The organism is Kitasatospora sp. NPDC088742, assembly GCF_055584905.1.
Genome location: NZ_JBVJLD010000015.1, coordinates 84057 through 108138, shown reverse-complemented (window position 1 = coordinate 108138; position 24082 = coordinate 84057). Strand labels below are relative to the sequence as shown.

Here is a 24082-nt window from a genome sequence, read left to right as displayed (position 1 = left end):
CCCACCAACCCCTCTGCCAGCGACTTTACCGAGCCTCCGCCATCAGCACCACGGCGTCCGCCTCCGGGTCGTACCCCAGGACCGGACCTCCGTAGCCGCCCTCCCCCGTCATGACCACCGCCTTCCCCAGCCGGCGCCCGACCGCCGCCAGGAACCGGCACAGGGTGTCCACGCCCTGCTGCCCCTGCAGCTCCCGCAGGTCCACGTCGAAGTCGATCTCCCCGGCCACCATCGGCCAGAAGCTCACCAGCACCCCGTCGGCCGGCCTGACCCGCAAGGTCACCACGTCGTCCTCGGGCGAGCGCGCGAACACCTGCTCCGCCGTCGGCAGCGGCCCCGCCACCTCCCCGACCAGGTACTCCCGCCCCCACCCGGCCTCCGCCACGAGGTCGAAGACGGCCTGCCAGTCCTCGACGGAGGCGCCCTCCACGCAGACGTCCGGCAGCACCCCCGTCAGCTCCGGATCGAAGTAGTCCCGCACGTCGTCCCACCGCAGATCGGTCACCACGCCATGGTCCCACCACGCAGCACCTGACCGAACGTCCGCTTGTCGAAGAGCAGGTCGTACCGGGCGCCCGTGATCTGCACCCCGTTGACGGCGACGGTCGGGGTGCCGGGGCCACGACGGTCGGCGCCGCCGGCCGCCTCGTACTGCTTCTGCGAGGCGGTGACGAAGTCGGCGTACTTCATCGTGGTGACCGCGGAGTCGAAGGTCTCGCTCCGCAACCCCGCTACCTGGTCGGCCAGTTGCAGCAGCGAGGCCGTGGTGTAGCCGCCCGAGCGCTCGTTGCGGGTCATGTTCTTGAACAGCACGGCGTGGTACTCGGCGAACCTTCCCGCGTCCAGCGCCGCGCGGAGGGCGTTGACCGCCCGCTTCGATCCGTCGCCGCCCAGGCGGTCGTCCTTGAAGGAGGCGAGGGTGTACACCGTCTTGGCCTCGCGGCGCAGCGTCATCTCGCGCAGCGCCGGGGCGCCGGTCGCCTCGAACTCCTCGACGACCGGACAGCGCGGGTCCTCGTACAGGCGGACGGTGGTGGCCGGCTCGGGGTCCCCCACCACGACCGTCGTGCCGTCGGCGGCGAGCTGCTCCGGCAACTCGCCGACACCCGCGTACGGTGCCGCCCTCGGTGCGTCGGCAACATCCTCGGCCGCCGAGCGCGTCCGCTGTCCGCAACCCGCCACCATCAGTGCGGCGATGACGACCGCCGTCACGGCAGCGACACCTCTTCCGTTCTTCACCACGAATCCCCTTCCCCGGGCACGGCACTAGGCGTCGGGGGCGGGGAACCGCACGGGAATTCCGGCTGCCGGACAGCAGGCTCAGCAGCGTTTATGTGTTTGGCGGGGCGCCCTGGTCACTGCTAGGTTGCTCGTGACCGTGTGGCAGAACGAGGAGGTGGTACCCGTGAACGTAGTTTCGACGTGGGTGCTCCTCTCCGAGGTCACGGTCGGGCGGTAGGTCGCCCGGGAGCGCCGTTTCTGAGCTCTCCCGAAAGGCATGACCACCATGCGCTTCACTTCCGAACAGCGTCTCGACGGCAAGGTCCTCGAGCGCGGGTTCACTCTCGGCGACGTCCCCGGTTTCCTCTGGATGCCCGAACCGACCGCCACCCCGGCCCCGTTGATCCTGCTCGGGCACCCTCCGCTCGGGCTGGCCCGGATGTACCCCGCCCTCCAGGCGCGGGCGCTCCGCTCCGCGGCGGACGGCTTCGCCACCGCCACCATCGAACTGCCCGGCAGCGGCGAGCGCCCGCGTCTGCCCGAACTCGACCGGGGCCGGGCCGAGTTGCGCCGCGCGATGGAGGCCGGCGAGCCGGTCGGGCCCGAGACCGTCGACGCCCTGGTCCTCCCGCTGGTGGAGCTCGCCGTCCCGGAGTGGCGGGCCGCGCTGGACGCGCTCCTCGCACTGCCCGAACTCGGCGGCCCGGTCGGCTACTCGGGCGGGGTGATCGCCATCGGCACCCGCCTCGCCGCCGTCGACCCGCGCGTCGAGGCCGCCGTGCTGTTCGCCGGGAGCTTCGTGCCGGCCGCCACCGTCGAGGACGCCCGCCGCGTCACCGTCCCGCTGCACGTGCTGCTCCAGTGGGACGACCACGGCAACGACCGGCAGGCCTCGCTCGACCTGTTCGACGCCTTCGCCTCGAAGGAGAAGACGCTGAACGCCAACATGGGCGGGCACACCGGCGTACCGCACTTCGCGGGAGAAGCGGCCGCCCAGTTCTTCGCCCGGCACCTGAAGTAGCGGCAGCTGCCGCCTGATCAAGGTCCTTTGCCCGTCGCCGAGCCTCGTGAGAGCATCGAGGCTCGGCGAGGGACGGGACCGTTTTGATCTACGCAGCAGAGGCCCGCATCGAGGATGCGGACAACATCCTGGTCGCACCTTCGACCCTGCGAGACGGTGACCTGATCGGGGACTTCTTCGGGTCCGTCGTCACCCCCGAGGACTTCGCCACCGGCGAGGTCACCGTCGCGGGCAGGAACGTCTACCTCTGCGGCGGCACCACTCGGTTCAGCGAGGACGAACTCCGTTCGGCGGGAAGGGTGTTCGTCGTTCGCGAGCTGTCCGACGAGCGCGAAGGCCGATGGCCGCTGATCGGCCTCGGCCGGGTCCCGCTCCGCGTGCACGGCATGGGCGTGTACTACCGCCGCTTCTTCGAGCCCGAGGCCGGCCACTTCGGGCGGATCCGGGCCGAGCACGAGTTCCAGTCCCTGACGGAGTCCACCAAGCCCGGCAGCGCCCACCGCAGCGGGATCTACCTGACGCCCGTCACCCAGGACGGAGCCGACCTGCGCTTCCGCCTGCTCCGCTGCTCCACCAACCTCGCGGGGCCGACCGAGACCTTCCGCCCGACCGACATCGAGGTCGTGGACGCTCTCAACCACGAGGCCGCCACGGTCTTCCGTGGCCACGCCCCGCTCAACCACGTGCTCGCGCAGATCTACCACAACTCCGGTGCCACGATGGAGCGCAAGCAGTCCAAGGCCAAGATCTCCTCCCACGCCGACAAGACCAAGGACATGCCCGTCAACGGCGTCATGGCCTTCTGCACCTTCTACGACGGGCTCGACCGGCTGCGGCCCATGGCGGATGACCCCTTCGACCTCGGCGTGAAGCGCGCCAGCGGTCTGACCCGGCTCGAATTCCGCCTGAAGGAACCGAACACCGCTCTCCCCGCGCGGTTCGGGATCACGCTGTATCCCGGCTCCGTCTTCTTCATGCCGCTCTCCACCAACCGCCTCTACACCCACGAGATCCGGCCCGCGTCCCTGGACGCCGAGCTGCTCCCGACCCGCCTCGGGTACGTGGCCCGCTGTTCGAGCACCGAGGCCGTCCACCGGGAGGGCCGGACCTTTCTCCAACGAGCGGGCGGGCCGGTCGAGTTGGCGGCCGCCACGCAGGAGGGCATGGAAGAGCTGCGGCGGCTGTACGCCGAGGAGAACCGGAGCACGGCGTTCATCGACTACGGCGACGATTTCCTCTTCAGCATGAACTCGGGGGACTACCTTGCTCCCCGTCCCTAGGACCTCGGACACCGTTCTCGCCTACGACCTCCCGGAGGAGCAGGGGAACCTCTTCGCGGAGCTCTCCGCCTCGGTCCGCTTCGAGGAGCTGGGGAAGGGCCGCCGGGGCACCACGATCACCAAGGTCGACTCGGCGAGCGGTGGCGTGCCGCTCGTGCGCACGACCAGTCAGTACGCCCACCCGGCGCAGCACTTCGGTGCGGTGCACGATCGCCTGGCGCGCCTGCTCCAGGAGCGCGCCGCGCTGCCGGTCGGCTTCGACAACGCCCTCGTCGAGTGCTACACGAACGCCTACGCCAAGATGGGCGCCCACTCGGACCAGGCCCTCGACCTCGCCGACGGCTCGCACATCGCGGTCTTCTCCTGCTACGAGCGTCCTGAGGCGGACCCGCCGAGGAGGCTGATCGTCGAAGCCAAGGACTCCGGCGAGACCTTCGAACTCCCCCTCGCCCACCACGGTTTCGTGGTGTTCTCGGTCGCGACGAACCGACGCCTCAAGCACAGGATCGTCCTCGACTCACCCACCCGGCGGGCCGAGAACCACTGGCTCGGCCTGACCTTCCGGGCCTCCAAGACCCACCTCCGCTTCCACGACGGACAGCCCCGTCTCCCCCAGGGCACCCGCCTGACCCTGGCCGACGAGGACCAACGGCGCGAGTTCTTCCAGCTCCGGCGCCGCGAGAACACCGAGACGGACTTCGTCTACCCGCCACTGACGTACACCATCAGCGCGAGCGACCTGCTGCCACCCGCCTGACCTCCGGACGCCGACGGGCTACCGCTCGAAGGTGATCGGGTACCCCGACGGGCCGCCGTCCAGCAGGTGGTCGTCGCAGCCCTTGAGGAAACGGTCGAAGAACGAGGAGACCAGCGCCCGGTTGGCCGCCACCGCTCGGCGTGGGTCGACCGTACCGAGTGCCGCGTCCAGCGTCGCGGCCGGCACCCGGCCGGCCAGTTGGGGCAGTAGGGCCTCGGCGTCGGTGAACGAGGCGTGCTCGGAGGCGTGCAGGGTGACGTCGGCCTTCCAGCCGCGCTGGTGCTGCCAGAACGAGGCCCAGGACGGCTCGCCGTGGATGTCGCTGGCCTCCCGGCCGGAGCTGCCCATCAGCAGGAAGGGGCGGTCCAGGCCGTGCAGCGCGACCTCGCTCAGGTGGGTGCCGTCGGGCTTCACGGTGTACTCGAGGGTGCCGTCCAGGTTGACGCCGGCCTTGATCCGCGGGTCGGCGTACATCGCGGTGGCCGTCGTGAAGCCGCCGGCGGAGTGGCCGAACATGCCGATCCGGCCGAGGTCCATGCCGGCGGTCAGCCGCTGCGGCAGGCCGGCCAGGCGGTCCAGGACCAGCTTGGTGTCGGCCTGGCGCGCCTGCATCAGCCGGGTGAAGAACTCCAGCGTCGTGCCGTTCCGGAACGCCTCCTCCCAGGCCGTCAGCACCGGGCCGTTGCCGACCAGGTGGCCGTCCGGGAACTGCGTGGCCGGCGCCTCCCCGGTGTGGTCGACGGTGACCACCACGAAGCCGCGCGAGGCGAGGTCCTCGACCAGCGACACGTTCCAGTCCCGCGAGTCCCCGGCGCCGGGCGAGTAGACGACGACCGGGAAGCGGCCCGGTGCGGCCGCGGCGTCCCGCACCGAGTGCGTCCTGGTCGCGGCCCAGTCCACCAGGCCGGCGGGCAGCTCGTTGCCCGCCTCGACCGACGGGCCGACCGCCGCGGCCACCGCCGCCGGGAACTGCTCGGTCGGCGGCCGGCCGCCGGTGTACGCGGCCGGGTAGAAGACGCTGATCATCAACTCCCGGTAGGACCGGCCGGGCACCCACGGGTCCGGCCGCCGGTCGTCGACGAGCCGGAAGGTCGATGCGCCGGTGGCGTAGCGGCCGCGTGGCGCGGGAAGTGCGAGCGTCAGGCCCTTCGCGGGGGTCGAAAACACCATGGTGGGAGGGGCGGGGGCCGCCGAGGCCGGGGCCGCGGTCGAGGCGGCGAGACCGGCCACGACGACCCCGGCCAGGGAAGCGGCGACGAGACGGTTGCTACGCATGCGGGTCCTTCGGAGGATGCGGCGTTGCGGTGCTCGGACACGTCGATCCTCGCAAGGCGGCTCCCCCCGGGCCATCCGGCTACCGGGCGGGTCCCGTCTCGGGATAACCCCCGTACGGCGGACGGCGGTCCGCCGTACGGAGGCGCTCAGGCCTGACGGGTGGTCAGGCTCGCGGGCCGGAGGTCGGTCCAGTGGGATTCGACGTGGGTGAGGCAGGCCTCGCGGCTGGTGGGGCCGAGGACGCTGGTCCAGCCGGGTGGGACGGGGGCGAAGGCGGGCCAGAGGGCGTGCTGGTTCTCGGCATTGACCAGGACGTGGAAGTCGGCCTCGGGGTCGTCGAAGGGGTTGGTGGTCATGGGGGGTGGGCTCCTCAGGCGGTGCAGGGGGTGGTCATCAGGGCGGCCAGGACGGTGAGCGGGAGGTCGGGGTTGGCGGTGGCGGCGCGCAGGAGGGTGAGGAGTTCGCCGGTCAGGGCGGCGGCCTTCTCGGGGCCCAGGCGGTCGGTGGTGTGGATCAGGGCGCAGTGCACCTCGCCGTCGCCGCGCGGCTCGTGGAAGCTGAGGGTCAGTTCGGCGGAGGTCCAGCCGGTCGGGACCGCTCCGAGGGTACCCACTCCGCCTTCCAGGGCGGCGAGTTCGGCGGCCTCGTGGTGGATGACCATGACCTCGGGCGAGCCGCCCGCCAGGTCGGTGGACCGGAGCACCTCGTCGAAGGGGAGCTCCTGGTGTTCGAGGGCGGCCAGGGTGGTCTCGCGGACCCGGGCGAGCAGCTCGGCGAAGCTCGGGTCGCCGCCGGTGTCGGTGCGCAGGACGACCGTGTTGAAGAAGCAGCCCACCAGGTCGGCGAGTTGGTCGTCGGTGCGGCCGGCCACCTTGGTGCCGATCGGCAGGTCGGTGTCGGCGCCGTGGGCGGTCAGCAGGGTGGCGAGGGCGGTGTGCAGCACCATGAACATGCTGGTGCCGGTGGCGCCCGCCAGGCGGTCGACGGCGCGGTGCAGGCGCGCGTCGAGGGTGAAGGGGACGTACGCGCCGTGGTGGGAGCGCACGGCCGGGAGCGGGCGGTCGGCGGGGAGCGCGAGGCGGGTCGGGACTCCGGCCAGGGTCCGCTGCCAGTAGGCGAGTTGGGAGGTTCCGAGGCCGGCGGCCAGGACGGCGTGGGCCCAGCGGGTGTAGTCGGCGTAGTCCACCGGCAGCGAGGTGGAGGCCGGGGCCCGGCCGGGGCCGGCGAGGCGGGCGCGGTAGGCCGTGGTGAGGTCGCGGAGCAGCGGGACCACGGACCACTCGTCCACGGCCAGGTGGTGCAGCGTCAGCAGGACGGCCTGGGCGCCGGCGGGGTCGGTGAGCAGGTGGGCCCGGAGCGGCGCGCCGCCGGGGAAGACGGCGCGGTCGGTGGCCAGTGCGGCGATCCGGCTCTCCAGGTCGGGGCAGGTCGAGACCTCCAAGCGCGGTCCGGTGACCGGGAGTTGGCCGCTCTCGGCCGCCGAGGTGCGCAGCGGGGCGTGCCGCGCCACCAGGTCGCCGAGGGCGGCGGCCAGCGCCGCCCGGTCCAGGCCGCCGGGTGAGCGCAGCACCAGGGCGTGGTCCCAGCCGGGGTGCACCGGGCTGGCGTGCCAGCGCTGGACCGGGGCCAGCGGCAGGGGGCCGGCGGCGGGTGCGGGTCGGAGGGCGGGGCGGGTGGTGGCCGAGGTGCCGAGCTTGGCGGCGAGGCCGGCCACGGTGGGGGTGTCGAAGACGTCCCGGACGCCGAGTTCGGCGCCCAGTTCGGCCCGCAGGCGCGCGACCAGTCGCATGGAGGCCATCGAGTGGCCGCCGAGGGCGAAGAAGTCGTCGTGGCGGCCGATGCCGGGCAGTCGGAGGATCTCGCGGAAGGCCCGGCCCACCGCCTGCTCGGCCGGGCCGTCGGGCTGGTCGGCTCCGGTCAGTCCGGCCCAGTCAGGGGCCGGGAGGGCGGCGCGGTCGAGCTTGCCGTTCGGGGTGAGCGGCAGCGGGCCGTCCAGCGGGAGGAGGGCGGTGGGGAGCATGTACTCGGGGAGGGTGGCGGCGAGCAGTTGGCGCAGGACGGCCAGGTCGAGGGTGTGCCCGGCGGCGGGGACGACGTAGCCGACCAGGCGGACGATGTCCTCCCGGCGGTCGGGGAGCACGGCGGCCTGGGCGACGGACGGATGGGCGGCCAACGCGGCCTCGATCTCGCCGAGTTCGATCCGGAAGCCGCGGATCTTGACCTGGGTGTCCACCCGGCCGAGGAAGTCGAGGTTGCCGTCGCGGCGCCAGCGGGCTCGGTCGCCGGTGCGGTACATCCGGGCGCCGGGGGCACCGAAGGGGTCGGCGACGAAGCGGGCGGCGGTCAGGCCGGGGCGGGCCAGGTAGCCGCGGGCCAATCCCCGTCCGGCGACGTGGAGTTCGCCGACCACGCCGGGCGGGACGGGGCGCAGGCCGTCGTCCAGCACGTAGCAGCGGGTGTTGGGGTCGGGGGCGCCGATCGGGACCTGGCCGGTGCGGCGGCCGGTACGGGCGGCGGACCAGAGGGTGGAGTTGACGGTAGCTTCGGTGAGTCCGTAGGCGGCGATCAGGTGGACGCTGCCGGCCCACCGGTCGATCAGGTCCGGCGGGACGGTCTCGGTGCCGACCAGGATGGTGGAGCCCTCGGGGAGTTCGCAGCCGGGCGGGAGGGCGGAGACCAGGGAGGGCGGCAGGATCAGGTGGGTGACGCGCTGTTCGGCCAGGAAGTCGGTGAGCGCGGGGCCCGCCACCCGGGCCTCGTCCGGGATCAGCACGAGGCGGCCGCCGTGGCACAGGGCCATGGCGAGTTCGAAGACGAAGACGTCGAAGCCGACGGAGGCGAACTGGAGGACCCGGCTGTCGGTGGTCAGGCCCATCCGGTCCACGGCGGTGGCGACCAGGCTGGCGATGCCCTCGTGCGGGACCACCACGCCCTTGGGGCGGCCGGTGGAGCCGGAGGTGTAGATGACGTACGCGGCCTGGTCGAGCGTCACGGAGGCCGCGGGCGCGGACTCAGCGGCCACGGTCAGTTCGGCGGCCACGGCCGGGGCGTCCAGCAGCAGGAGCGGGGCGACCGGCGGGAGCTTGCCGGCGACGGGTTCGGTGGCGACGACCAGGGTGGCGCCGGAGTCGGTGAGGAAGTGGGTGAGGCGGTCGGCGGGGTGGGCGAGGTCGAGCGGGAGGAAGGCGGCGCCGAGGCGCAGCACCGCCAGGACGGTGGCGACCAGGTCGGCCGAGCGCGGGACGGCGACCCCGACCACACTCTCCGCGCCGACTCCCCGGGCGGCCAGCAGGGCGGCGATCCGTCCGGCCCGGGCGTCGAGTTCGGCGTAGCCGACCTCCCGGCCCCGGTCCACCACGGCCACGGCGTCGGGGCGTTCGGCCCGGCGGGCGGCGAAGAGCTCGGGGAAGGTGAGCTCGTCGACCGGGCGGGCGGTGGCGTTGAAGGTCTCCAGGACCAGCTCCCGCTCGCCCTCGCGGAGCACCTCGGCCCGGGACAGCGGCCGGGACGGGTCGGCGAGCACGGCGGTGAGCAGCAGCTCCAGGCGGGCGGCCAGCTCCTCCACGGTGCGGCGGTCGAAGAGCTCGGTGGCGTACTCGACGCGGCAGGTGAGCCGCTCCCGCTCGCCCAGCTGCTCGGTGAAGCTGAAGACCAGGTCGAACTTGGCGGTCCGGGTCGGGTGCGGCAGGTACTCGGCGCGCAGGCCGTCCAGCGCCAGGGGTGCGTCGCCGCGGGTGTGGTGACCGACCATCACCTGGAAGAGCGGGTTGCGGGAGGTGGAGCGGGCCGGGTTGACGGCCTCCACGACGCGTTCGAAGGGCAGGTCGGCATGGGAGAACGCGGCCAGGTCGGTGGCGCGGACGCGGGTGAGGAGCTCGGCGAAGCCCGGGTCGCCGGTGAGGTCGGTGCGCAGGGCCACGGTGTTGACGAAGAAGCCGACCAGGTCGTCCAGGGCCTCCTCGCCGCGGCCGGCGACGGGTGCGCCGATCGGCAGGTCGGTGCCGGCGCCGAGCCGGTGCAGCAGGGCGGCGACGGCGGCGTGCAGCACCATGAACATGCTGGCGCCGTGGAGGCGGGCCAGCGCGCGCAGGGCGCGGTGGGTGTCGGGGGCGAGGTCCACGGCGAGGTCGGCGCCGTGGAAGCCGGGGCGGGCCGGGCGGGGGCGGTCGGTGGGGAGCTCCAGCTCCTCCGGCACTCCGGCCAGGGTCCGCTTCCAGTAGGCGAGTTGGGTGGCGGCGAGGCTCCCGGGGTCCTCGTCGGCGCCGAGCAGCCGCTGCTGCCAGAGCGCGTAGTCGGCGTACTGGACCGGGAGCGGCTCCCACGCGGGGGCCCGTCCGGCGCGGCGGGCGGCGTAGGCGGTGGTGAGGTCGCGCAGGAACGGGCGGTCGGACCACTCGTCGGTGGTGATGTGGTGGAGCAGCAGGACCACCACCCGGTCGTCCGGGTCGATCTCCAGCACGGTGGCGCGGAGCGGGAGTTCGGCGGCGAGGTCGAAGGGACGGGCCACCGCGGCGGCGACCAGGTCGGGCAGCAGCTCCTCACTGGCGGGGACCACCGTCACCTCGGGCCGGGCCTCGGCAGGTGCCAGGACGTGCTGGTGGGGCCGGCCGTCGCGGACCCGGAAGAGGGTGCGCAGCGGTTCGTGGCGGGCCGTCAGGTCGGCGAGGGCGGCCGTCCAGGCGGTGAGGTCGAAGGGGCCGCGCAGCCGGAGCACCAGCGGGAAGTTGTAGGCGGCCGAGGTGGCCTCCAACTGCTGGATCAGCCAGAGGCGTTGCTGTGCGGCGGAGAGCGGGAGCTCGGCGGGGCGGTCGGCCGCGCGGAGCACGGGGCGGGCGGCCGGTGCGGCCGCGCGGTCGGCGCGGGCGACCAGGTCGGCCACCGTGGGGGCCTCGAAGAGGTCGCGGATAGCCAGGTCGGCGCCGAGCACGGTGCGGGCCCGGCCGATCAGGCGGGTGGCGAGCAGGGAGTGGCCGCCGAGGTCGAAGAAGTCGGCGTCGAGCGTGACGCTGCCCTCGGGCAGGCCGAGCACCTCGGCGTAGAGCGCGCAGAGGGCGCGTTCGCGTTCGTCGCGGGGGGCACGGCCGGGGCCGGTGAGTCCGGCCGGGTCGGGGGCGGGGAGGGCGCGGGTGTCGAGCTTGCCGTTGACGGTGAGCGGGAGGGCGTCGAGCAGCACGGTGGTGGCGGGGACCATGTAGTCGGGCAGCGTCTCGCGCAGGTGGGCGCGGAGCTCCTCGGGGGTGACCGGTGCGGAGGGGACGGCGTAGCCGACCAGGCGGCCGCCCTCGCCCACCACCACGGCGGCCTGGGCGACGGCCGGATGGGTGGTCAGGGCGGAGGCGATCTCGCCGAGTTCGATCCGGTAGCCGCGGATCTTGACCTGGTCGTCGGTGCGGCCGAGGAAGTCCAGCAGGCCGTCGGGGCGGCGGCGGACCAGGTCCCCGGTGCGGTACATCCGCTCCCCCGGCTCGCCGAACGGGTCGGCGACGAAGCGCGCGGCGGTCAGCCCCGGCCGGTCGTGGTAGCCGCGGGCCAGGCCGGTGCCGGCGATGTAGAGCTCGCCGGGGGCGCCGGGGGCGACCGGGCGCAGCACGGCGTCCAGGACGTGGGCCCGGGTGTTGCGGATGGGACGGCCGACGGTGGGGGTGGGGCTGTCGGCGGTGGAGCCGCCGAGGGTGTTGATGGTGTACTCGGTGGGGCCGTAGAGGTTGTAACCGTAGGTGGCGTCGCTCTCGCGCAGCCGGTGCCAGACGGTGTCCGGGACGGCCTCCCCGCCGAGCAGCACCAGGGCGGGCCGATGGCCGTCCAACAGGCCCTGTTCGATCAGGAGTTGGGCGTAGGTCGGGGTGACGTTGACCACGTCCACCGCGTTCCGGTCGCAGTAGGCGACCAGCTGTTCGGCGTCCCGGCGCAGCTCCTCGTCGCAGACGTGCACCTCGTGGCCCTCGACCAGCCAGAGCAGCTCCTCCCAGGACATGTCGAAGGCGAAGGAGACGGTGTGGGCGATCCGCAGCCGGCGCCCGCCGGCCGAGGCGACGGCGGGGGCGAACACCTCGCGCTGGTGGTTGAGCTGCATGTTCGTCAGGCCCCGGTAGGGGGTGACCACGCCCTTGGGGCGGCCGGTGGAGCCGGAGGTGTGGATGACGTAGGCGGGGTGCTCCAGCCGGCCGGGGCGGCCGGGCTCGAAGCCGGGGACCTCGGCGAGCGGCCCGGCGGGGAGGGCGGCCAACTCGGCCTGGACGGACGGGTGGTCGAGCAGGACGGGCTCGGCGGCACCGGCCAGGGCCGGGGCGGTCCCGGTGGTGGTCAGCAGGCAGAGCGGGCGGGTGTCCTCGAGCATCAGCCGCAGGCGGTCGGCCGGGTGGTCGAGGTCGAGCGGCTGGTAGGCGGCGCCGGTGCGCAGCACCGCGAAGAGGGCGACCACGGTCCGCACCGAGCGCGGCAGGGCGAGCGCCACCACCCGCTCGGGGCCGGCGCCCCGGGCGAGCAGGAGGCGGGCCAGGCGGTTGATCTCGGCGTCCAACTCGGCGTAGCTGAGCCGCTGTTCGCCGCAGACCAGGGCGGTGGCGGCCGGGGTGCGGCGGGTCTGCTCGGCGAGGAGTTCGGCCACCGTGCGGTCCGGGAGGGGCTCCCGGGTGCCGCTGGTGTCGGGGGCCTCGCCGGGCAGCAGCAGGTCCAGGCGGCCGACCGGGGTGGCGGCGGCCAGGCCTTCGGCGAGGCGGGCCAGCACGGTGGTGTAGCGGTCCAGGACGGTGCGGGCGGCGGCAGCGGGGAAGTGGTCGGGGCGGGCGGCCAGGGTGACCCGCAGGCGGGCCTCGGGGGTGACGATCAGGGTGAGCGGGAAGTGGGTGCCGTCCACGTTGCCCACCCCGGTGATGCCGTGCTGGGCGCGCAGGGCGGCGGCGCGCTCCTCGCCGTCGGCCGAGCGGAGCACGAAGAGGGTGTCGAACAGCCGTCGGTGGCCGGTGCGTTGCTGGATCGCGCCGAGGCCGAGGTACTCGTGCGGCATCAGCTCGGCGCGCTCGGTCTGGAGGCGGCGGAGCAGCTCGGGCACCGGCTCGGCGGGGCGGAGCGCGACCCGGGTGGGCACGGTGTTGAGGAACATGCCGATGATCCCGGCCACCTCGGGCACCTCGGCGGGGCGCCCGGCCACGGCGGTGCCGAAGACCACGTCCTGGCGGCCGAGGACGGCCGAGAGGGTCAGGCCCCAGGCGGCGCTGAGCAGGGTGTTGAGGGTGAGGCCGTGAGCGCGGACGGCGGAGCGCAGCCGCTCGCTCAACTCGGCGTCCAGCAGGGCGTGGTGGTCCTCGGGGATGACCGGGCCGCCGTCGCGGCCGGCGGGGACGGTGAGGGTGGGCTCGTCCAGGCCGGAGAGAGCGCGGGCCCAGGCGTCGAGGCCGGCCGCGGAGTCCTGGGCGGACAGCCAGCGCAGGTGGTCGCGGTAGGAGCCGGGCCGGGCGAGGCCGGCGGTGTCGCCGGAGCGGGCGTAGAGGGTGAAGAGCTCCTCCAGGAACAGCCAGGCGGACCAGCCGTCCCAGAGGATCAGGTGGTGGGTGACGACCAGGGTGTCCCGGCCGCCGCCGCGCCGGAGCAGCAGCAGGCGGCAGAGCGGGGGCTCGGTCAGGTCGAACCGGCGGCGACGGTCGGCGGCGAGCAACTCGGCGGTGCGGTCCTCCTGTTCGTCCTCCGGGAGCTCGGAGAGGTCGGCCACGGTGAGGGGTATCGCGGCCTCGGCGACGAGGTACTGGACCGGGCCGGGGACACCGTCGGCGGTGAAGCCGGCCCGCAGGCCGGGGTTGCGCTCCAGCAGGGCGCGGCAGGCGGCGCGCAGCCGGTCGGCGTCCAGGCGGTGGTCCAGCTCCAGGGTCTCCTGGGAGAGGTAGACGTCGAGCGCGTCGCCGCTGTCGTAGCTGGCGTGGAAGTACATGCCCTCCTGGAGTGGTGAGAGCGGCCACACCTCGCTGACGGTCCGTCCGGCGGTGGCCTCGACGCTCGCGAGCTGCTCGTCCGTCAGCTCCAGCAGCCGGGCCGGGGCGGGGGCGGCGGGTGCCGCCGCGGTGAGCTTCGCCAACAGCGCGCGCAACGCCGGATCGGTGCTGCCCTGCTGGGCGAGCAGGGCCTGGAGGGCGGCGGCCTCGGCGGCGCCCAGGGTGAGGTCGGTCGGTTCGGTCACGGCGGTGGCGGGCTCCGGCTCGGTGGTCGGTGACGGTGACAGCGACGGTGACGGCGCGTCGGGGAGGAGCGCGGCCAGGGCGGCCGGGGTGCGGGCGGTGAACACCTCGCGCGGGCCGACCGGCAGGCCGAGCCCGCGGGCCCGGGTGGCCACCGCGATGGAGGTGATGCTGTCGCCGCCCAGCACGAAGAAGTCGTCCTCGGGGCCGACCTCGGGCAGGCGCAGCACCTCGGCGTAGACGGCGCAGAGCTCGCGCTCCAGGGCGCTGCCGGGGGCCCGGCCCGCGGTGGCGGGGCCGCCGGCGGGGGCCGGGTCGGGCAGGGCGCGCTGGTCCAGCTTCCCACTGGGCGTCAGGGGCAGCTCCGGCAGCGGGAGGACGGCCTGCGGGACCAGGGCGGCGGGCAGCACCGCGGCCAGCGCGGCGCGCAGGGCGGCCCCGTCCAGCACGGTGCCGGGAAGCACGGCCGCGGAGGGCACCGCGTAGCCGAGCAGCGCGCCGTCCCGGGCGATCACGGCGGCCCGGCCCACCCCGGGCAGAGCGGCCAGCGCGGCCTCGATCTCCCCCAGCTCGATCCGGTGGCCCCGGATCTTCACCTGACGGTCCGTCCGGCCCAGGTACTCCAGCGCGCCGTCCGGCCGCCGCCGCACCAGGTCCCCGGTGCGGTACATCCGGCTGCCCGGCTCGCCGAACGGGTCGGCGACGAAGCGCCCGGCCGTCAGCGCGGGCCGTCCGTGGTAGCCCCGGGCCAGCTGGACCCCGGCCAGGTACAACTCACCGGGCACGCCCTCCGGGACGGGCCGCAGGAAGGTGTCCAGCAGGTGCAGCCGGGTGTTCCAGACCGGGTGGCCGATCGGCACCGGGCCCGGCTCGGGGCCGGCCTCGAAGTGCGTGACGTCCACGGCGGCCTCGGTCGGACCGTAGAGGTTGTGCAGCGGGACCCCGCCCGAGACCTCGGCCCAGCCCGCGGCCGCCTCTCCGCCGAGCGCCTCGCCGCTCGCGAAGGCCCGGCGCAGGCTGCCCGCCCAGCCGGGCTCACCGGCCACCCTCATGGCCTGGACGAAGGCGGTCAGCATGGAGGGCACGAAGTGCAGGGTGGTTATCCGCTCGGCCCGGACCAGCGCGGCGAGGTAGGCCGGGTCCTTGTGGCCCTCGGGTTCGGCGAGCACCACCGCCGCGCCCTCGCACAGCGCCCAGAAGAACTCCCAGACGGAGACGTCGAAGCTCGACGGGGTCTTCTGGAGCACCCGGTCGGTGGCATCGAGCCGGTAGCGGTCCTGCATCCAGGCCAGCCGGTTGACGATGGCCCGGTGGGTGACGGCGACGCCCTTGGGGCGGCCGGTGGAGCCGGAGGTGTAGATCAGGTAGGCGGGATGGTCCGGCCCGGCTGCCACGGGGACGGCCACCACGGGGACGTCCGCCGGGGCGGGGAGGTCCTCGTGCTCCTCGACCAGCAGCCGCTCCACGCACGGGAGTTCGGGGAGGCGGACCCCGGCCGTGGTGACCACCGTCCGGGCCCCGGAGTCGGCGAGCATCCCGGCCAGCCGCTCGGCGGGGTAGTCCGGGTCCAGCGGGAGGTAGGCGGCGCCCGAGCGGAGCACGCCGAGCAGGGCCACCATCAGTTCGGCCGAGCGCGGCAGGGCGACGGCCACGTAGCCCTCCGGCCCGGCGCCCCGGGCCCGCAGTCGCCGGGCCAACCGCTCGGCGCGGAGCTCCAGTTCGGCGTAGGAGAGGGTGGTGCCGGCGAAGACCACGGCGGGTGCGTCCGGGGTGCGGGCGGTCTGCTCGGCGATCAGCCGGGGCAGGGTGGTGGCGGGCACCGGGTGGGCGGTCGCGTTGAGTGCGGCGAGTTGGTAGCGCTCGCGGTCGGAGAGCAGGTCGAGCGCGGCGAGCGGCAGCCAGGGTGTGGTGACGGCGGTGGTCAGCAGGGCCGTCAGCCGGGCGGCCAGGGCGGCGGTCTCGGCGGCCGTGATCCTGGCACCGTCGTGCTTGAACCGCAGTTCGAGCTGCTCGCCGGGGAGCACGATCAGGGCCAGCGGGTAGTGCACGGTGTCGCGGACCTCGACCCCGGTGATCCGCAGGCCGTCCCCGGCGGGGCCGGCCTCCAGAGCGGCCGTGGGGTGGTTCTCGAAGACCACCAGCGTGTCGAACAACTCGCCGCCACCGGCGATCCGTTGCAGCTCGGCCAGGCCGAGGTGGTGGTGGTCCAGCAGGGCGCTCTGCTCCTCCTGGAGCCGGGCCAGCAGGTCGGCGAGCGGCTCCTCCGGGCGCAGCCGCACCCGGGCCGGGACGGTGTTGCTGAACAGCCCGACCAGCTCGGCGCTCCCGTCCACCTCGGTGGTGCGGCCGGAGACGGTGGTGCCGAAGACCACCTCCTCGCGGTCGGCCAGCGCGCCGAGCAGCACGGCCCAGGCCCCGTGCAGCACGGTGCTCTGGGTGAGGCCGTGGGCGCGGGCGAACTCGGCCAGTCCTTCGGTGAGTTCGGCGGGGAGCCGGACCGTCACCGTCCCGGCTACGGCGGCGGGATCCACTGCATCACCCAGCAGCTTCAGGGGCTCGACCGGACCGGCGAGGGCGGTGCGCCAGGCGGCGCGGTCGGTCTCGCGGTCCCGGGTGGCCAGCCAGCCGAGGTAGCCGTCCGGGGACGGGACGGGCGGCAGCGGGGCGCCCCGGTAGGCGGCCGTCAGGTCGCGCAGGACCAGGGCCACGGACCAGCCGTCGGCCACGATGTGGTGCAGCGTCAGCAGCAGCCTGGTCCGGCCCGGCGTACGCAGCAGGGTGGCCCGCAGCAGCGGCGGCACCCCCAGGTCGAAGCCGGCCGCCCGGTCCTCGGCGAGCGCCGCCTCCAACGGACCGCCGGAACCGGCCCCGGCCTGCCCGCCGTCCAGCTGCCCGACGGCGGACGACGAGCCGTCGGCGAGGTCCTCGCTCCGCGAGCCTGCCGACGGCTGACCCGGGGAGGCCTCACCTGCCCAGGCCTCGGTCCCGCCCGCCCGGTCGGCGGCCCCACCCGGTTCGAGCACGCGCCAGGGCGGTTCGCCTACCGGCGCGATCCGCTGCACCACCCGGCCGTCCGGGAGCTGGCGGAACCCGGCCCGCAGCAGCGGGTGCCGCTCCAGGACGGTGTGCAGCGCCCCGCGCAGGCGCTCGCCGTCGACCTCGCCGGCCAGCTCCAGCACCTCCTGCACCAGGTAGCCGTCCTCCAAGCCCCCGTCCAGCGCCGCGTGGAAGAAGAGGCCCTCCTGGAGCGGGGAGACCGGCAGCGCCTCCCGGTCCAGCTCCACCACCGGGGCGGTGGCGACGAGCGGCCCGGCCGGGGTCGCCACGGCGGCCAGCGCGGCGACGGTGCGCAGCCGGAAGACCTGCCGGGGCGTCAGCGAGATGCCGTGCGCCCGGGCCGCGTTGACCAGCCGGATCGCCACGATGCTGTCGCCGCCCAGCTCGAAGAAGCTGTCGTGCACCCCCACCGAGGGCAGGGCCAGCACCTCGCCGAAGAGCCTGGCCAGCGTGGACTCCAGCGGGGTGCCGGGGGCCGAGCCGACGCCGCCGCCGGCGGTCCAGTCCGGGTCGGGCAGCGCCCGGTGGTCGAGCTTGCCGTTGGGGGTCAGCGGGAGCGGCCCGTCCAGCACCACCACCGCGCTCGGCACCAGGTACTCGGGCAGCTCCCCCGCCACCGCCACGCGCGCCGCCGCCACCTCGGCCTCGCCGCCCACCAGGTAGGCCACCAGCCGCTTCACGCCCCGGTGGTCCTCCCGGACCAGCACGGCGGCCTGGGCGATGCCGGGGCGGGCCATGAAGGCGCTCTCCACCTCGCCGGGCTCGATCCGGTGGCCGCGGATCTTCACCTGGCCGTCGGCCCGCCCGAGGAACTCCAGGTTCCCGTCGGCCCCCCAGCGGACCCGGTCCCCCGTCCGGTACATCCGTCCGCCGGGCTCGCCGAACGGGTCGGCGACGAACCGCCCGGCCGTCAGCCCGTGCCGCCCGAGGTAGCCCCGGGCCAGGCCGCGCCCGGAGACGTAGAGCTCGCCCTCCACCCCGACGGCGACCGGGCGCAGCGCCTGGTCGAGCACGTGGCAGCGGGTGTTCGGGTCCGGGCGGCCGATCGGCACCGGGCCGCTCCAGCCCGAGGTGGCGGGCCAGAGGGTGGAGTTGACGCTCGCCTCGGTCAGTCCGTAGGCGACCACCACACGCAGCCGGCCGGACCAGCGGACGACCAGCTCCTGCGGCACCGCCTCGGTGCCGACCACCAGCACCGCGCCCTCGGGGAGGGTGCACTCCGGCGGCAGGGCGGCCACCAGGGAGGGCGGCAGGATCATGTGGGTGACCTGGTGCTCGGCCAGGTACTCCGTCAACGCGGGCCCGGCGACGCGGCGTTCGGCGGGGACCAGCACCACCTGTCCGCCGACGCAGAGCGACATCACCAGGTCCCAGACCGTCACGTCGAATCCGACGGAGGCGAACTGGGCCACCCGGCTGTGCTCGGTGACGCCGATCCGCTCGGTGGCGGTGGCGATCAGGCTGCCGATGCCGTCGTGCGGGACCAGCACGCCCTTGGGGCGGCCGGTGGAGCCCGAGGTGTAGATCACGTAGGCGGCCTCGTCCAGGGCGATGTCCAGCCCCGGCGAGCTGGGCTCGGCCTCGGCCAGCGCCGCCCGGACCTCGGGGGTGTCGATGGCCAGGGCCTCGATCTCGGGCGGGAGTTCGGGGGCCAGCTCGGTGGTGGTGAGGACTGTGCGAGCCCCCGCGTCGGCCAACATGTAGGCGATCCGCTCGCGCGGGTGGTCGGCGTCCAGCGGGAGGTAGGCGGCGCCGGCCTTGAGCACCGCAAGCAGGGCCACCACCAGCTCGGCGGAGCGGGGCAGGGCGAGGCCGACGGGCTCCTCACGGCGCACGCCGCGGGCGAGCAGCAGGTGCGCCATGCGGTTGGCGGCGGCGTCGAGTTCGGCGTAGCTCAGCCGCCGGTCCTCGCAGACCAGCGCGGTCGCCTCCGGGCGGCGGGCGGCCCGGCGCTCGAAGGCGGCGGGCCAGCTCAGCTCCGGGCTGTCCACCGGGTCGGCGCCGAACTCCTCGAGCATCTCGGTCAGTTCGGCTCCGGAGAGCAGCTCGATCCGGCCGACCGGGAGGCCCGGGTCGCCGGTGAGGGCGTCCAGCACGCGCAGCAGGCGGCTCTGGTGGCCGGCGAGTTCGGCCCGCGTGGTCTCGTCGGCCGGGGCGTCCAGCGCCAGGTCGAGGCGGATGCCGTCGCCGGCCAGGGTCTCCCCGAAGGTGACCGCGAGGTCCGCGGCGGGGCCGAGCCAGAGCGGGCGGAACTCCGGGGCGTGCCCGGCGAAGCCGATTCCGGTGCCGACCGGCAGGATGTTGACGGTGGGGCCGGTGAGCGCGGCGACGCCCTCGGCGAGGCCCAGCTCGCGGGCCAGCTGCTCGGCGCGCAGGCGGCTGTGCGGGAGCAACTCGGCGATGCTGTCCGCCACGTCGGCGGCCAGCGCGGCGAGGGTGGTGTCGGGGCGGACGGTGAGCCGCAGCGGCAGGATGTTGGAGAGCATCCCGGGCACCTCGGCCCGGCCGCCGTCCGGCCGGGCGGCGACCGGCAGGCCGAGCAGCAGGTCGCTCTCCCCGGTGCTGCGGTGCAGGTAGGCCGCGACCGCGGCCACCAGCAGGCGGGAGGTCCGCACACCCATGCCCCGGGCGGCCGCCCGCAGCCGGGCCACCCGCTCGGCACCCAGCTCCACGTACCGGGTCACCCGCGCGACGCCGACCTCCTGACGGTCCGTCGGACCGGCGGAGCCGTCGCCCGTCCGCCCGTCCTCGGTACCCCCGCCTGCGGCCAGGCCCCCCGGCCCGCCGTCGGCCGGGGCGCGGTGACGGGCCGTCGCCAGGCGGGCGGGCTCCGGGCGGTCCGCCAGCCGGGCCCGCCAGTAGGCGCGGTCGGCCTCGTGGTCCGGCGAGCCGAGGTAGTCCCGTTCGGCGTCGGTGAGGCGGGCCGGCCGCCAGTCCGGGGCCGGTGCGGACGGATCGTCGTAGAGCACGGCGGCCCGGCGGGCGATCAGCGCCACGCCCGTGCCGTCCACCGCGATGTGGTGGTACACCTGGTACCACCGCACCACGTCGTCGGCCAGCCGGAGCAGCGCGTGCCGGTACAGCGGCCCGGTGGCCAGGTCGATCGGCCGCACACGGTCGGCCGCCGTCCACGCCTCCGCCGCCGCGTACGGGTCGTCCTCCCCCCGCAGGTCCACCAGCTCCGGCTCCGCCACCGCCCGCTCCCCGTCCGGGAGTTGGACGGGGCCCGGCGCGAAGCGGACCCGCAGGCACTCGGCCTCCGCGACGGCCTGCCGGGCGGCGGACGAGAGCCGGGCCAGGTCCACCGCCCCGCGCAGGTCCAGGTGGTAGGCAGCGTGGAAGGCGGTGCTCTCCGGTTCGTACTGCCGGGCGAGCCAGATCCCGTGCTGGCCGCCGGTCATCGGGAGGCCGGCGGGCGCGGTCAGGTCGGGCTCGGCAGCAGACATGGTGGAACGCCTCTCTGGATGGACTGGTGATGGCGCGTCGGGCCTCGACGGGCCCTACCGCTTGGCGCTGAGCAGCGGCTCGATCTGGTCGATCGCGTAGGGGATCGAGAGCACCGTGTTGAAGGAGAACGCCGCGCCCACGTCCGGGTCGGTGTAGGGGACGAAGAGGTCCCGCTTCTCCTGCTCCACCTTGAGCTTGCGGTAGAACGGCTCGCCCTTGATCCGCTCGTTGGCGGCGGCGCTGGAGGTGACCCAGACCAGCCTGTCGGTGTCGAGCACGTCGAGCTTCTCGGCGCTCAGCTCGGCGACGTTCCAGCCCGGCTTGGCCAGGGCGTCGATCTCCGGCTTGAGCTCGAAGCCGAGCTCGTTGAAGAAGATCGCCTTCGGGTCGGCCCGAGTGAAGGCCGAGTACTTGCCGGCCTCGAAGCTGTCCGCGACGGCCAGGGTCTGCTGCGCCCACTCGGGATGGCGGCCCTTGACGGCCTTGAAGCGGTCGCCGATCGCGGTGATCTTCTGCTCGGCCTCGGCCTCCTTGCCGAGCGCCTTGCCGATCTGGCGGGTCATCACCTGCCAGGGCGCGGCGTAGTCCTGGTGCTCCTTGGGCTGGGCGACCACCGGAGCGATCCTGCGCAGGGTGTCGTACTGCTCCTGCTTCATGCCGGAGTACTGGGCGATGATCAGGTCGGGCTTCAGCCCGGCGATCTTCTCCATGGTGTACTCGTCGCGCTCCCCGACCACCTGCGGGGCGGTGCCGCCCCAGAGGTCCTTGGCCCACGGCCACTTGCCGTACGGGCTCTCCTTGAACCAGTCCACCGCGCCGACCGGCCTGACCCCGAGCGCGAGCACCGCGTCCTGGTCGGAGAGGCCGAGGGTGACCACCCGCTTGGGGGCGGACTTGATCTCCGTACTGCCGTACTTGTGCTGGACGGTGACGGGGAATCCGGCAGCGGTGGAGCCGCTCGGTGCGCCGTCGGCGGCGGGCGTGGCGGCCGGTGTGGTGCCGCTCCCGCAGGCGGCCAGGGCGAGGGCGGCGAGAGCGGCGGCGGCCGCGTGCGGGAGGCGTCTTGCGGAACGGTGCACGGTCTTCCCTTCGAGGCGGAAACAGAGTCAAACTTAGGTAAGCCTAAGTTAATGTGCAAGTGCCCACCTCGGATCGTCTCGGTCCGCTCCGTCGACAACTGGCCATTCGATGGCCGGAGTTCGCCCTCGTTGCACAACTTAGGTAAGCCTTGCTTTACTGACCGCATCCGGCTGTCCCTTCCGAGGAGGAACCTTCATGCGGGTCGTCATGTTCGGCTATCAGACCTGGGGCCACCGCACCCTCCGAGCGCTCCTGGAGTCCGAGCACGACGTCGTCCTGGTGGTCACCCACCCCGCCAGTGAGCACGCCTACGAGAAGATCTGGAGCGACTCGGTCGCCGAGCTCGCCGAGGCCCACGGCGTCCCGGTGGTGATCCGCAACCGGCCCGACGACGAGGAGCTCTACGCCCGCCTCAAGGAGGCCGACCCGGACGTCATCGTGGCCACCAACTGGCGCACGCTGATCCCGCCGCGGATCTTCCAGCTCCCGCGCCACGGGACCCTCAACGTGCACGACTCGCTGCTGCCCAAGTACGCCGGCTTCTCCCCGCTGATCTGGGCCCTGCTGAACGGCGAGCCCGAGGTCGGCGTGACCGCCCACCTGATGGACGAGCACCTGGACGCCGGGGACATCGTGCTCCAGCGGGCGGTCCCGGTCGGCCCACGGGACACCACCACCGACCTGTTCCACCGCACGCTCGCGCTGTTCGGCCCGATCACCGTCGACGGATTGGCCGAAATCGCCTCCGGGCGCACCGACTTCACCCCGCAGGACCGGTCCGGGGCGACCTTCTTCCACAAGCGCGCGGAGGAGGACATCCGGATCGACTGGCGCTGGTCCGCCGAGGAGCTCGACCGTCTGGTCCGGGCCCAGTCCGCCCCGTACCCCGCCGCCTTCACCCACCACCGGGGCCGGCGGCTGGAGATCCTCGCGGCCCGGGTCTCCGAGCAGCGCTACGGCGGCACCCCCGGCCGGATCTTCTACCGCGAGGGCGACGGCGTGGTGATCGTCGCCGGGCCCGACGCCCGCACCGGCCGCGCCCACGGCCTGGCGGTCACCCGGGTCCGCACCGAGGACGGCCGGGAGCTGCCCGCCCTCGAGTACTTCGCCACCATGGGCGGCTACCTCACCGACCGGCCCTGAGCCCTACCGGACGGTCACCGTTCCACTTGTGCCGCACGGGTTCTGCGGTGGTGCGCGAACGGGACGGGGTGTGGTGGAGTGTCGGGCATCAGCTTCCACGGGGGAAGGACACTCTGCCATGCCCGAAAACTTGTCACGACGCTCCCTGCTCGGCCTCGGTGCGGCGGCCGGGGCCGGGGCCCTGCTCGGCCCGCTCGCCGGGGCCGCGTCGGCCGCCGACGACGGTTGGCACCTCGCCGGGCCGGATCGCCGGCCGAACGGCTTCGCGCTTCCCAACGGCTTCCGGCCCGAGGGCATCGCCATCGACGCGCGGGGCCGGGCCTACTTCGGCTCGCTGGTCGACGGCCGGGTTCTCCGCTACGAACTCGCCACCGGTAAGGGCGAGTTGCTCTACGCCGGCCCGGCCGCCGGGACGCCCTCGCTCGGCATGAAGGCCGACGACCGCGGCCGCCTGTTCACCGCCGGGGCCTTCGGCGGTGACGCCCGGGTGCTGGACACCAGGACCGGGGCGCTGCTGGCCTCCTACCAGCTCGCCACCGACCCGGCGAACACCTTCGTCAACGACGTGGTGCTGACCCGGGACGTGGTCTGGATCACCGAGTCGCTCCAGCCGGTGCTCTACGGCCTGCCGCTCGGCCCCGGGGGCCGGCTGCCCCGGCCTGACCAGGTGATCCGCCGTCAGCTCACCGGCGACGTGGACCACGTGCCGGACGAGATCAACTCCAACGGCATCGAGACCACCCCGGACGGCCGCGCACTGCTCGTGGTCAACATGACCACCGGCGTCCTCCAGCGGATCGACCCGGCCACCGGGGCCACCACCAAGGTGGACCTCGGCGGCGCGTCGCTGGTGAACGGCGACGGACTGCTGCGGTGCGGCCGGGAGCTCTTCGTGGTGCGCAACCAGAACAACGAGGTCGCGGTCGTCCGCCTCGACGCCTCCGGCCGCCGGGGCACCGTCACCCGCCGGATCACCGACCCGCGCTTCCGGGTCCCCGCCACGGTGGCCGCCTTCGACGGCCGCCTCTACCTGCCGAACGCCCGCTTCGGCACCGAGCCCACCCCGGAGACCGACTACGACGTGGTCGCCGTCCCGATGCACTGAAACACCACGGCCACGGGCCGCCGGGGTCCGTCCCGTTGACGGACCCCGGCGGCACAATGGCACCCATGGAGATCCGCATCGAGGCGCACGACCTGCCCGGCCGCGACTGCCCGCCCGGGCCCGGCTTCCCCGGTTACCGGGAGGTCGTGGTGGGCCTGCAACGCAAGGGCCGGGCCGACGAGTTGCTCGACCCGGTGCCGGGGGACGCCGCCTCCGCCCGCTGGACGGCGGAGTGCGCCGTGAAGGGGGCGGGTGACCTGACCGGCCCGTACGTCCAGGGCCGCCCGGGCGCGCGCTTCCTCTACCTCACCTGGACGGGCGTGCCCCCCGACGGCGGCCGCGAGCTGTTCCGCCGGGCCAAGCTGATGCTGGACGGCGTGCCGCCCGAGGTGTTCGAAACCGCCCTGGCCACGGGCCGGTTGACGGGCCGTCTGGGCCTGACCGACCGGCTCGGCCACCCGCTCTGCGCGGCGGTCCGCCCGCCCGTCATCGACTGGACGGGCGAGCGGACCGACTGAGACCGACCGA

12 protein-coding genes are annotated in these 24082 nt (G+C 74.4%); 6 read left to right on the top strand and 6 right to left on the bottom strand.

Annotated elements, in window-relative coordinates; translation table 11 throughout:
* Window positions 1-25: 25 nt before the first annotated feature.
* Both ACZ6ZR_RS14800 and ACZ6ZR_RS14795 read right to left on the bottom strand, forming a co-directional pair.
* Entirely contained in the window at window positions 26-505 is a 480-nt protein-coding gene (locus ACZ6ZR_RS14800) for a hypothetical protein (protein WP_465642486.1), read from the bottom strand.
* A complete protein-coding gene (locus tag ACZ6ZR_RS14795; RefSeq protein WP_465642485.1) occupies window positions 502-1212 on the bottom strand; it encodes a DsbA family protein in 711 nt (236 codons plus the stop codon). Before ACZ6ZR_RS14795 ends, ACZ6ZR_RS14800 begins: the two co-directional genes overlap by 4 nt.
* A gap of 295 nt (window positions 1213-1507) precedes the next feature.
* Here ACZ6ZR_RS14795 and ACZ6ZR_RS14790 point away from each other — a divergent pair, with 295 nt between their 5' ends.
* The 3 genes from ACZ6ZR_RS14790 to ACZ6ZR_RS14780 all read left to right on the top strand — a co-directional run bounded on the left by ACZ6ZR_RS14790 (window position 1508) and on the right by ACZ6ZR_RS14780 (window position 4279).
* A complete protein-coding gene (locus ACZ6ZR_RS14790) occupies window positions 1508-2242 on the top strand; it encodes a dienelactone hydrolase family protein (protein ID WP_465642484.1) in 735 nt (244 codons plus the stop codon).
* Window positions 2243-2325: 83 nt separating this feature from the next.
* A complete protein-coding gene (locus ACZ6ZR_RS14785) occupies window positions 2326-3522 on the top strand; it encodes a hypothetical protein (protein ID WP_465642483.1) in 1197 nt (398 codons plus the stop codon).
* Window positions 3506-4279, top strand: coding sequence for a 2OG-Fe(II) oxygenase family protein (locus ACZ6ZR_RS14780; RefSeq protein WP_465642482.1), 774 nt, complete (start codon window positions 3506-3508; stop codon window positions 4277-4279). The genes ACZ6ZR_RS14785 and ACZ6ZR_RS14780 overlap by 17 nt, the downstream gene beginning before the upstream one ends.
* Before the next feature lie 18 nt (window positions 4280-4297).
* On the opposite strand, the gene ACZ6ZR_RS14775 is transcribed toward ACZ6ZR_RS14780, so the two are convergent.
* The 4 genes from ACZ6ZR_RS14775 to ACZ6ZR_RS14760 all read right to left on the bottom strand — a co-directional run bounded on the left by ACZ6ZR_RS14775 (window position 4298) and on the right by ACZ6ZR_RS14760 (window position 21305).
* Window positions 4298-5554, bottom strand: a complete 1257-nt coding sequence (locus ACZ6ZR_RS14775) for an alpha/beta hydrolase family protein (protein ID WP_465642481.1) — start codon at window positions 5552-5554, stop codon at window positions 4298-4300.
* A 146-nt stretch (window positions 5555-5700) separates the two neighbouring features.
* Entirely contained in the window at window positions 5701-5910 is a 210-nt protein-coding gene (locus ACZ6ZR_RS14770) for an MbtH family protein (protein ID WP_465642480.1), read from the bottom strand.
* Window positions 5911-5924: 14 nt separating this feature from the next.
* Window positions 5925-20225: an amino acid adenylation domain-containing protein gene (locus tag ACZ6ZR_RS14765; protein ID WP_465642479.1), complete on the bottom strand. Its 14301-nt coding sequence runs from the start codon at window positions 20223-20225 to the stop codon at window positions 5925-5927.
* 54 nt (window positions 20226-20279) lie between these two features.
* A complete protein-coding gene (locus tag ACZ6ZR_RS14760) occupies window positions 20280-21305 on the bottom strand; it encodes an iron-siderophore ABC transporter substrate-binding protein (protein WP_465642478.1) in 1026 nt (341 codons plus the stop codon).
* A gap of 196 nt (window positions 21306-21501) precedes the next feature.
* Here ACZ6ZR_RS14760 and ACZ6ZR_RS14755 point away from each other — a divergent pair, with 196 nt between their 5' ends.
* The 3 genes from ACZ6ZR_RS14755 (at window position 21502) to ACZ6ZR_RS14745 (ending at window position 24072) form a co-directional block, all read left to right on the top strand.
* Window positions 21502-22449: a methionyl-tRNA formyltransferase gene (locus tag ACZ6ZR_RS14755; protein WP_465642477.1), complete on the top strand. Its 948-nt coding sequence runs from the start codon at window positions 21502-21504 to the stop codon at window positions 22447-22449.
* A gap of 118 nt (window positions 22450-22567) precedes the next feature.
* A complete protein-coding gene (locus tag ACZ6ZR_RS14750; protein ID WP_465642476.1) occupies window positions 22568-23554 on the top strand; it encodes an SMP-30/gluconolactonase/LRE family protein in 987 nt (328 codons plus the stop codon).
* A 65-nt stretch (window positions 23555-23619) separates the two neighbouring features.
* Entirely contained in the window at window positions 23620-24072 is a 453-nt protein-coding gene (locus tag ACZ6ZR_RS14745; RefSeq protein ID WP_465642475.1) for a DUF5990 family protein, read from the top strand.
* Window positions 24073-24082: the final 10 nt, after the last annotated feature.